The following is a 10,452-nucleotide window of genomic DNA, read 5'->3' on the forward strand; positions in this document are numbered from 1 at the left end:
GGGGACGGCCGCCTTCGCGTGTGCGGGCACCCGTCCGGCGGGCCGGTCCCCACGCCGGAGCGCGGGGACCGGACACGGTCTCGAAGCCTCAGCCCTTCGGGGCCGCCGCCACCGCCGCCTGGGGGCGGACCGGGAGCCGGTTGATCGGCCGGCCGGTCGCGGCGCGGACCGCGGCGGCCACCGCCGCCGGGGAGGTGACCACGGGGACCGCCGAGACGGGCTTGGCACCGAAGGGGGCGACCACGTCGCGCTCCTCGACCAGTTTCACGATGCGGATGTCCGGGGCGTCCAGGGCGGTCGGCAGCGCGTACCCGGTGAGGTCGGGGTGGCGGACCAGGCCCTTGGCGGTCCGGAGGTTCTCGGTGAGCGCGGCGCCGATGCCCTGGGTGACGCCCGCCTCGATGCGGGCGGCGAGCTGGGCCGGGTTGAGGACCCGGCCGACGTCCTGGGCGACGGCCATCTCGACCACCCGGACCGAGCCGAGCTCGATGTCGACGTCGACCACCGCGCGGACCGCGCAGAACGCGAGCCCGACGAAGGCGTCGCCCTGGCCGGATTCGTCCAGCGGCTCGGTGGGGTGCGGGCGGCACTGGGCGGTCGCCCAGAGTTCCTTGCCGTCCAGCGCCTCGGCGACCGTGGTGGACAGCACCCCGTCGTAGGAGGTGATCTTGCCGTCGGCGATCTGGAGCAGCTCCACGGACATGCCGAACTTGTGGGCCAGCGGCTGGAGCAACTGGGTGCGCACCATCTTCGCGGCGCGCTCAACGGCCCCGCCCGAGACCCAGGTGTGCCGGCCGTGGGTGGCCGGTCCGGCAGGCGGCTGGTCGGTGTCGACGGCGCCGACGTGGACCTCGTCGATGCCGAGGGTCTCCTGCACGATCTGGCGGGCGAGGGTGGTGAAGCCCTGGCCGGTCTCGACCGCCGCGCAGAGCACGGTGGCGATGCCGTCGTGGACGCGCACGGTGGCCGTCGAGACCTCGTCGGTGCCCTCCGCCCCCAGCATGTGGACCATGCCCAGGGCGTACCCGACCCCCCGGCGTACGGCTCCGGGCTCACCGGCGCCCTCCGGGCCGCCGGGCAGCAGCCACTCCTCCTCGGGAGTGTCCTTCGGCAGTACGGGGAGCGGGAAGCCCTTGACGGCTTCGAGGAGTTCGGCGACCGGGGCGGGGCAGGTGACGGTCTGGCCGGTCGGCAGGAGATCGCCGGTGGACAGGGCGTTGCGGAGCCGGATCTCGGCGGGTTCGATGCCCAGCTTGGCCGCCAGCTTGTCCATCTGGCCTTCGTACGCGGCACACACCTGCATCGCGCCCTCGCCCCGGACGTGACCGGAGGGCGGGTTGTTCGTGCGGACGGCCCAGCCCTCGATGAAGGCGTGCGGGACGACGTACGGCCCGCATGCGAACGCGACCGCCGCCGCGAGGGATTCGGAGGACGCGTCGGCGTACGCCCCGGCGTCCAGAAGGATTTGGGCCTCGACCTTGACCAATCGGCCTTCCGCGTCCGCGTGGTGACGGTAGCGCAGCAGCGTCGGGTGCCGGTGGGCGTGGCCGAGGAAGGACTCCTCGCGGGTGGCGGCGAGCTTCACCGGGCAGCCGGTGCGCAGGGCCAGCAGGCCGAGCGGGATCTGGAAGCCGGGGTCCTCGCGGTCGCCGGTGGCGCCGGGGACGCCCGTCACCACGACCCGCACCCGGTCGGGTTCCAGGCCGAAGCAGGCGGCGGCGAGGTCGCGGTCGGTGTGCGGATCGGTGGAGGCGGTGTACAGCTCGACGCCGCCGTCCGGCCGGGGCACGGCGAGCCCTGCCTCGGCGCCGATGGGCGCCGGGTCCTGGCGGCCGATGCGGTAGAGGCCGTCCACGACGATCTCGCCGGTGACGTCGGGGTCTCCGTAGCGGAGCGGGATGTGGCGGACGAGGTTGCCGTCGGGGTGCAGCGGTTCGGCCTCGAACGCCTTCTCCGGGTCGGTGACCGGCTCCAGGACCTCGTACTCGACGGCGATGGCGGCGGCGGCGAGACGCGCGGTGTCCGGGTGGTCGGCCGCGACGGCGGCGATGGCCTCGCCGTGGTGGCGCACCAGGTCGGACGCGAAGACCGGGCGGTCCACGACCTGGCGGCCGTAGAGGGTCTCGCCGGGGATGTCCTGGTGGGTGACGACCGCGCGCACGCCGGGCATCTCGGCGGCGGCCGTGGTGTCGACGGACACGATCCGTGCGTGCGGGTGCGGCGATCTGAGCACGGCGGCCCAGAGCAGCCCCTCGGCCCAGAGGTCCGCGGCGTACGGGAAGGTGCCCTCGGTCTTGGCGCGGGCGTCGGCGGGCGGCAGCGAGGCGCCGAGTCCGTGCGCGGGCACCTCGGTGCCGGGGGTGCCGGAAGGGCCGGACGCGCTGTCGGTCCGGGGCAGGGTGGTGCTGGTCGCGTTGGCCGCGGTGGCCGCGTCGCTGGTCACGCCGCCTCCTTGTCGTTCGCTCCGCCGCGGCGGCGGCTGGGGGTGCCGGTGACGTTGACCTGGGGGGTGGCGTCGTGGTGACGCCGGTGCGCCGGGCGTACGTCCACCGAGGTGGACGGGCGGACGGACGGGGAGGGGGCGGCGGGGCTCACCGCGCGTCTCCCGGGTGCGGTGGGCCCTGGACGCCACCGGCGCCGGGCGGCGCCTGGTGCGGGATACGCGCCTCGGGGGCGTCCGTGGTTCCGGCGGGGGACGAGGCGGCGGCCTCGGCGCTCGCGGCACGGGAGGCCACGACGTCGCGTACCGCGTCGAGCACGCCCCGGTAGCCGGAACAGCGGCAGAGGTTGCCGCACAGCGCCTGACGCGTCTGGAGCTCGCTGGGGGCGTGGTTGCCCTCCAGCAGGTCGTGGACGGTCATGGCCATGCCGGGGATGCAGAAACCGCACTGGACGGCTCCGCACGCGGCGAGCGCGCGCTGCACGTCGGAGGGTTCGCCGTCGACGGCGAGTCCTTCGACCGTCCGGACCTCGCTGCCGGCGGTGGTGGCCGCCGGCACGAGGCAGGACGCGACGAGGCGGCCGTCGACCTGGACGTTGCAGGCACCGCATTCACCCTGCGAGCAGCCGTCCTTGGCGCCCGCCAGGCCGAGCCGTTCACGGAGCACGTAGAGCAGCGACTCGCCGATCCAGGCGTCGGAGACCGGCCGGTAGACGCCGTTGACGTGCAGGACGTACGAGGCGCCGGGGTGCTCGCTCGGCAGCGGTACGGCCTCCGGCGCGAGCGGAACGCCCTCGGCGACGAACTCCCCGTGCGCGAACTCCTCGGGCGCAGACTCCTCGGGCGCCGACTCGGCCGGTGCGAACTCGGCCGGTGCCGACTCGGCCGGGACCTCGCCCTCCCCGGGAGCCGGGTGCGGGTCGACGTCCGCCGGGTCCGCCGCGATGGCCGAGTCCGCCGGGTCCGCCGGGTCCGCCGCGTCCGGGACGTCGAGCGCGTCCGGGGCCTGCGGGGCGGTCTCCGCGTCCGGGGCGTGGCCGGGCTCGTCCCCGGGCACCGGGGACACGACGGCAGCAGGCGCCGGGTCGTCACCGGCGCCCACCGGCTGCCCGTCCGGCAGTTCGACCGGGGCGCCGGCCTCCGGGTCCACGGCCACCGCTCCGGGCATCGGGACGGGTGCCGGCTGGGACTCCGTGCGGAACTCCGGCTCGGACTCCGCCTCGCGCCCGGCTTCCGCCTGCGGTTCCGGGTCCGGTACGACGAAGTCCTGGGTCGCCCAGGGCGCGGGGGCACCGCCGGGGAGTGTGGCCGGCGGGGTGGCGCCGGTGTACCACTGCGTGAGGGCCGGGGACGGGGCGAACTCCCCGGACTCGTCCGGCAGCTCCCCGTCGGCGACCGGGATCGTCCACTGGCCGGTGTGGCCGACGGGGTCGCCGTGGTCGGAGAGGTCCAGGTGACCGGTGTGGTCCGAGTGCCCCGCGTGGTCCTGGAGCCCGGACGTGTCCAGATGACCGGTGTGATCGGAGTGCCCCGCGTGGTCCTGGAGCCCGGACGTGTCCAGGTGACCGGTGTGGTCCGAGTGCCCCGCGTGGTCCTGGAACCCGGACGTGTCCGGATGACCGGTGTGGCCCTCGTGACCCTGGTGGTCCCCGGCGCCCCGGGTGCCGTGCTCGCCCTCGTAGGGCGGCTCGTAGGCCCCGGGCACCGTGTACGGCGGGTATCCCTCGTGGGCCGGGGCCGCTTCGTAGCCGGAGCCGGAGTCCGCCCCGTACACCGTGGTCCCGGGTCCGTACCCTCCCTGGTGGACGGCGGTGTCCGGACCGTGGCCGGTGCCGTCCGCCGCACCGGTTCCGTCGAAGCCCTCGGTGAAGTTCCACTGCGCGGTGTGGTGCGCGCCCGACTGCTCGTACGGGGCGTACGGGCTCTGCTGGTTCGGGTCCGGCCAGTGCACCGCGCCGGACGGGCCGGAACCGTCGGAGCCGTACCGGGGGGCCTGCTCGTCCGGCTGCGACCGCGCGTTCCAGCCGCCCCCGGCGGCCGGATCGTGACCGGCGGCGGGCGTCAGCGGCAGGATCATCGGCGGTACGTAGCCGTGGCCGGGAGCCGCCAGCGGGGCGTCGGCCAGGTCTTCCGGCGGCAGCTGGACGAAGGCCGTCGCGTCCGCGTCGTACTCGCCGCTCTGGCGCGTCGGCTGCCAGGACCCGTAGCGCGGCTCGGGTTCGTACTCCCCCTGCTGGTCGTGCTGTTGGGGGTTGTTCTCGTTGCTCACGACAGTGCCCTCCCCAGCGCGCGCCGGGCCAGCGCGGCGACCGTGCGCCGCAGATGCAGAACGGCGGGTGGCAGCGGTGGTGGTGCCTCCCCTTCGGCCGACGGTACCTGGTCCGGGATGCAGGCCGCGGCGACGTACTCGCCGAAGGCGGCCAAGGCGTCGGGGGCCAGGCCCCGAGCGCCGTCCCAGTCGATGAGGGAGGCGATCCACTGCTCGGCTTCCAGCGGGCGCAGCGGCATCGGCGCGATGGCGCCGACCGCGCACCGCACCCCGCGGCGGGCCGGGTCGAGGACGATCGCGACGGAGGCCATGGCCCGGCCCGGCCCGGTGCGTCCGGTGGCCTTGAGGAACACCTGCGGGGCGTGCAGCAACGGGACCCGGACGAAGGCGATCAGTTCTGCGGGTTCGAGCAGTTCACGGCCCGCGAGCAGGTAGGAGACCGGCATCTCGCGGCGGCGCCCGCCGGGGCCGGCGATGACCAGCTCGGCCTCCAGGGCGGCCAGCACGGGCAGGGTGTCGCCGCTCGGTGCGGCGCTCGCGATGTTGCCTCCGAGCGTGCCCGCGTTGCGGATCTGGGGCGGGCCCGCGGCGCGGGCGGAGGCGGCGAGCGCGGGGATCAGGGCCGCGAAGTCGGGGCGGCCCATGCGGGCGTGGGTGAGGCCGGCACCGAGCAGGGCGTGGCCGTCCTGGTAGTTCCAGCCACGCAGCTCGCTGATGCGGCCGAGTCCGACGAGTCCCGAGGGGCGCAACAGGCCTTGGTTGACGGCTGCCATGAGGTCCGTGCCACCGGCCACCGGAACCGCGGCGGGCATGGCGCCGAGGGCCGCCACAGCCTCGTCGATCGATGCAGGCATTGTCACCGACTGCGTCGCCTGCGGTGCGTGCGTGGTCAACCCAGCTGCCCCTTCCCGGTGTCCAGGCCCTCCGGCCCGTTCCGCCGTACGGTACGTGCTCACAGCCCGGACGTGGCAACTCTGGCACATCTTCCGGCAGGTCCGGCGCGAGGGTCCACGAAGGTTGTATCCGTCACCGAACGGCCCGAAAATCCTGGTTCGTACTACTTCGGTACGGGGTGTGAATGGCCACTCCACGGCGCGTCGCCGAGGGCCGCGCGCGGGGTCGCGAAGAGCCGTTCGTCCCTGACGGCACGTGGTGCGGGGCGGTCTGGGCACCTGAACGGGCTCCGGACTGAACGCAAAGTTTCGGCCAACTCGCGCACCACCCGGTCCGCCCTCCGAAACGGTCCCCCGGCCCTCCCCCGCGTCCGGACCGCCCCCCGATTCCGCCCGGCCGCGGGCAACATCGCGGGCGGGCGGAATCACACGACCGGGGGTGCGCCCTCGATGGGGTGGCCGCCGATTCCGGGGCGGCGCTGCCACGGCAGCGGGCCGCCCGGCGGACGGTACTCGACGCCCAGCGCGTCCAGCCGGGCGTAGTGCGCCTCCATGCGGGTGGCGAAGGCGGCGAAGTCGCGTTCGGCGGGGGCGGGCAGCTCGGACCAGGCGACCTCGGCGAGGGCGGCCAGGCGCGGGTAGACCTGGTAGTCGACGCGGGCCCGGTTGTGCATGACCTCGGTCCAGGCGTTGCCCTGGGTGCCGAGGACGTGCCGGGCGGCCTCCTCGGAGAGGCCCGGCGGCACCGGTTCAAAGCGGTAGACGTCCTCCAGGGTGCGGACGTACCCGATGGGGATCGGTTCGTCCGGACCGCCGTCCTGCCGGTAGTCGAGGTAGACCTGCTGCACCGGGCACATCACCACGTCGTGGCCCGCCTCGGCGGCGGCGACGCCGCCCGCGTACCCGCGCCAGGAGGAGACGGCCGCGCCCTCGGCGAGCCCGCCCTCCAGGATCTCGTCCCATCCGATGAGCCGGCGGCCCCGGGCGGTGAGCCAGCGGTCGAAGTGGCGGACGAACCAGGACTGGAGGCCGTCCTCGTCGCCGACGCCGAGTTCCTCGATCCGGGCCTGCGCGGCGGGGGACGCCTTCCACTCGTCCTTGGGGCACTCGTCGCCGCCGACGTGCACGAAGGGCGAGACCTCGGCGGGGAAGAGCTCCAGGATCTCCTCGAACACGCCCTCGTAGAACCGCAGCACGGCCTCGGTGGGGGCGAGCACATGGGTGCTGACGCCCCAGCGGTCCCAGGGCGTGAGGGCGGCGGTGTCGGTGACGTCGGTGTTGCCGAGCTCCGGGTAGGCGGCGATGGCGGCCTGCGAGTGGCCGGGGATCTCGATCTCGGGGACGACCCGGATGTGCCGCTCGGCGGCGTACGCGACGATCTCGCGGATGTCGTCCTGGGTGTAGAAGCCGCCGTACGGGGTCTCGTCCCAGAGGTCGGACGAGCGGTGGCCGTACTTGGTACGGGACCGCCAGGCGCCGCGCTCGGTGAGACGCGGGTACCGCTTGATCTCGACGCGCCAGCCCTGGTCGTCGGTGAGGTGGAAGTGGAAGACGTTCAGCTTGTGCGCGGCCAGCAGGTCGAGGTGGCGCAGCACGTCGTCCTTGGGCGTGAAGTGACGGGCGACGTCGAGCATGAAACCGCGCCAGGCGAAGCGCGGGGCGTCCTCGATCTCGACCGCCGGGACGGCGGGCCGGGCGCCGGGGGCGAGCGGGGCGCGGCGGAACGCCCCGGGGCCGAGGAGCTGGCGGAGCGTCTGGGCGCCGAGGAAGACTCCGGCGGGGCCGCCGCCCGTGATGCGTACGCCGGTCGTGGCCCCGGCCGTCAGCCGGTAGCCCTCGGGCGCCAGGCCGGGGTCGGTCAGCAGCTCGATCGCGCCGGGCCCGCCGGCCCGCCCCGCTGCGAGCGGGAGGCCGTAGGCCGCGCCGAGCGTGGACCGCAGCCAGCGCTCGGTGGAGCCGGTGCCGGGGCCCGCGGCCAGGGTGGTGGCCGCGTCCAGGACGAACGGGGCGTCGTCGCGGGTGCGGGTGCGGGCGGGCGCCGGTACGAGGCCGAGGGTGGTGACGGTGCCCGCCGGCTCCTGGGCCCCTGCCGGGCTGAGTGTGTCCGTGTGCATGGGGCGCATCCTTCATCACACAGGCCGGAAACGGAACCAATGGTCCGGACCAGGAGACGGCGAGGGAAGCACACGGAGGACCGCCGGGCACAGCTGGTCCCCGTGCCCGGCGGGACACGGGGACCGTTGCTCACGGGGCCGGGGACGACCCGGCTCCCCGACGGGGGAGGACCGCCCGCGACTACTTCTTGTCGTTGCCGCCCTTGTCCTTGCCGCCGCCGGCGCCCATGGACTCGTAGATCTCCTTGCACATCGGACAGACCGGGTACTTCTTGGGGTCCCGCCCCGGCACCCAGACCTTCCCGCACAGTGCGACCACGGGCGTGCCCTCCAGGGCGCTCGCCATGATCTTGTCCTTCTGGACGTAATGGGCGTAGCGCTCGTGGTCGCCGTCGCCGTTCGACACCTGCGGTGTCGGCTCTACGAGGGTCCCCGTACCTGCCCCGCGCTCGGGCTCAAGAGTGCTCATGAGCGCCAAGGGTACTGAAGAGCGCGGCCGTCAGTTCAGCGAAGGGTCGTCGGGATACGTGGCGATCATGGCCAGTTCGCTGCGCTGGCGCCGCAGGACGGCGCGCCAGAGTTTCTCCGGCTGAGGGGAGGCGACGTCGCCGGGCTCCGAATCGACCACGTACCAGGCGCCTTCCTCCAGCTCGGTCTCCAGCTGACCGGGGCCCCAGCCGGCGTATCCGGCGAAGATCCGCAGCGAGCCGAGGGCCGCCGCGAGGAGTTGCGGCGGAGCCTCCAGGTCGACCAGGCCGATCGCTCCGTGCACCCGGCGCCAGCCGAGCGGGCCCTCGTCGCCGGGGATGACGGCCACCCCGAGGGCGGAGTCCAGCGACACCGGTCCGCCCTGGAAGACGACGTCCGGCGCGCCCGACAGGCCGGCCCAGGGTTCGAGGATGTCGCCGACCTCCACCGGGGTGGGGCGGTTGAGGATCACGCCGAGCGAGCCCTCCTCGTCGTGGTCGAGGAGGAGCACCACCGCACGGTCGAAATTCGGGTCCGCGAGAGCGGGTGTGGCCACCAGCAGCCGGCCTGTGAGGGAGGACACCTCGGTCATGAGGAGATGATCCCGCATCCCGGGCCCGCGCGGGGGCCGAAGAGCCGTTGCGCGGGCCCGCCCGGGGCCACGGTTCGGGCGCGCGGGAGCACGGGGGAGCGCACGCCCGGGACACCGCCGGAGCGGTGACGCTGCGCGAGGGGCGGCGCGCGGAGCGTGTCACGTCGGATTCCTCGCACCGGTACACGCCGCATCGCCTGCCGGGCGGGGGGTAGGAGGCCATTACCCTTTTCATCGGCCCCCTGCCCGACCACTCCGGAACGCGAGATTCATGACCGGCACAGACGATGTCCTGCTTGTCCACGGCGGCACCCCGCTGGAGGGCGAAATCCGCGTCCGAGGCGCCAAGAACCTGGTGCCCAAGGCAATGGTCGCCGCTCTGCTCGGCAGCGGTCCCAGCAGGCTGCGCAACGTTCCCGACATCCGTGACGTGCGGGTCGTCCGGGGGCTGCTGCAGCTGCACGGTGTGACGGTGCGCCCGGGTGAGGAACCGGGCGAGCTGGTCCTGGACCCGACGCACGTCGAGAGCGCCAATGTCGCCGACATCGACGCGCACGCGGGCTCGTCCCGCATCCCGATCCTCTTCTGCGGCCCCCTGCTCCACCGCCTCGGCCACGCCTTCATCCCCGGTCTCGGCGGCTGCGACATCGGCGGCCGGCCCATCGACTTCCACTTCGACGTGCTGCGCCGCTTCGGCGCGACGATCGAGAAGCGGGCGGACGGGCAGTACCTGGAGGCCCCGCAGCGGCTTCGCGGCACGAAGATCCGGCTGCCGTACCCCTCGGTGGGCTCCACCGAGCAGGTGCTGCTGACGGCGGTGCTCGCCGAGGGCGTCACCGAGCTCTCCAACGCGGCCGTGGAGCCGGAGATCGAGGACCTCATCTGCGTGCTGCAGAAGATGGGCGCGATCATCTCCATGGACACCGACCGGACCATCCGGATCACCGGTGTCGACAAGCTCGACGGATACACCCACCGGGCGATCCCGGACCGCCTGGAGGCGGCTTCCTGGGCGTCGGCGGCGCTGGCGACCGGGGGCAACATCTACGTGCGCGGCGCCCAGCAGCGTTCGATGATGACCTTCCTCAACACCTTCCGCCGGGTCGGCGGTGCCTTCGAGATCGACGACGAGGGCATCCGCTTCTGGCACCCTGGCGGCCCGCTGAACGCCATCGCGCTGGAGACGGACGTCCACCCGGGCTTCCAGACCGACTGGCAGCAGCCGCTGGTGGTGGCGCTGACGCAGGCGACGGGCCTGTCCATCGTCCACGAGACGGTGTACGAGTCCCGGCTCGGCTTCACCTCTGCGCTCAACCAGATGGGTGCGCACATCCAGCTGTACCGCGAGTGCCTGGGCGGTTCCGACTGCCGCTTCGGCCAGCGCAACTTCCTGCACTCCGCGGTCGTCTCCGGCCCGACGAAGCTCCAGGGCGCGGATCTGGTCATCCCCGACCTGCGTGGCGGCTTCTCGTACCTGATCGCGGCGCTGGCGGCCGAGGGCACCTCGCGGGTCCACGGCATCGACCTGATCAACCGCGGCTACGAGAACTTCATGGAGAAGCTCGAGAAGCTCGGCGCCAAGGTCGAGCTGCCCGGCGGTTCACTGGTCTGACCAGCTCCCGGTCCCGTCCGGCCGAGAAGCCCGCCGCCCCGGCCCGCATCGCGCGGACCGGGGC

General features: G+C 74.0%; 8 protein-coding genes. 1 reads left to right on the forward strand and 7 read right to left on the reverse strand.

The genetic code is table 11. From position 1 onward, the window contains the following. Positions 1-88 precede the first annotated feature (88 nt). From ACFWEP_RS25090 to ACFWEP_RS25120, 7 genes are all read right to left on the reverse strand, one after another. A complete protein-coding gene (locus tag ACFWEP_RS25090; protein WP_387373081.1) occupies positions 89-2,443 on the reverse strand; it encodes a xanthine dehydrogenase family protein molybdopterin-binding subunit in 2,355 nt (784 codons plus the stop codon). Further along, positions 2,440-2,595, reverse strand: coding sequence for a hypothetical protein (locus ACFWEP_RS25095; RefSeq protein WP_387373082.1), 156 nt, complete (start codon positions 2,593-2,595; stop codon positions 2,440-2,442). The genes ACFWEP_RS25090 and ACFWEP_RS25095 overlap by 4 nt, the downstream gene beginning before the upstream one ends. After that, complete coding sequence (locus tag ACFWEP_RS25100; protein WP_387373084.1) at positions 2,592-4,709, reverse strand: 2Fe-2S iron-sulfur cluster-binding protein; 2,118 nt, start codon at positions 4,707-4,709, stop codon at positions 2,592-2,594. Before ACFWEP_RS25100 ends, ACFWEP_RS25095 begins: the two co-directional genes overlap by 4 nt. Continuing rightward, positions 4,706-5,602: an FAD binding domain-containing protein gene (locus ACFWEP_RS25105; RefSeq protein ID WP_386889566.1), complete on the reverse strand. Its 897-nt coding sequence runs from the start codon at positions 5,600-5,602 to the stop codon at positions 4,706-4,708. Before ACFWEP_RS25105 ends, ACFWEP_RS25100 begins: the two co-directional genes overlap by 4 nt. A 425-nt stretch (positions 5,603-6,027) precedes the next feature. Then, positions 6,028-7,716, reverse strand: coding sequence for a beta-N-acetylhexosaminidase (locus ACFWEP_RS25110; protein ID WP_387373085.1), 1,689 nt, complete (start codon positions 7,714-7,716; stop codon positions 6,028-6,030). 181 nt (positions 7,717-7,897) lie between these two features. Further along, on the reverse strand, positions 7,898-8,185 hold the full coding sequence (locus ACFWEP_RS25115; protein ID WP_328721419.1) for a DUF3039 domain-containing protein: 288 nt from the start codon (positions 8,183-8,185) through the stop codon (positions 7,898-7,900). 30 nt (positions 8,186-8,215) lie between these two features. Further along, the gene (locus tag ACFWEP_RS25120) at positions 8,216-8,776 is read right to left on the reverse strand and encodes a YqgE/AlgH family protein (RefSeq protein WP_387373087.1); all 561 of its coding nucleotides are present in this window, start codon (positions 8,774-8,776) and stop codon (positions 8,216-8,218) included. Positions 8,777-9,047: 271 nt separating this feature from the next. Here ACFWEP_RS25120 and murA point away from each other — a divergent pair, with 271 nt between their 5' ends. Beyond that, a complete protein-coding gene (murA, locus tag ACFWEP_RS25125; RefSeq protein ID WP_387373089.1) occupies positions 9,048-10,388 on the forward strand; it encodes a UDP-N-acetylglucosamine 1-carboxyvinyltransferase in 1,341 nt (446 codons plus the stop codon). The last annotated feature ends 64 nt before the right edge of the window (positions 10,389-10,452 follow it).

The sequence above is a fragment of the Streptomyces sp. NPDC060198 genome (assembly GCF_042728415.1).
In the GTDB taxonomy this organism is placed as follows: domain Bacteria; phylum Actinomycetota; class Actinomycetes; order Streptomycetales; family Streptomycetaceae; genus Streptomyces.

Excerpts from the sequence above, each read along its gene's own strand:
- ACFWEP_RS25110 (WP_387373085.1), bottom strand. The coding sequence starts at position 7,716 with ATGCACACGGACACACTCAGCCCGGCAGGGGCCCAGGAGCCGGCGGGC.
- ACFWEP_RS25115 (WP_328721419.1), bottom strand. The coding sequence starts at position 8,185 with ATGAGCACTCTTGAGCCCGAGCGCGGGGCAGGTACGGGGACCCTCGTA.
- ACFWEP_RS25120 (WP_387373087.1), bottom strand. The coding sequence starts at position 8,776 with ATGACCGAGGTGTCCTCCCTCACAGGCCGGCTGCTGGTGGCCACACCC.
- murA (WP_387373089.1), top strand. The coding sequence starts at position 9,048 with ATGACCGGCACAGACGATGTCCTGCTTGTCCACGGCGGCACCCCGCTG.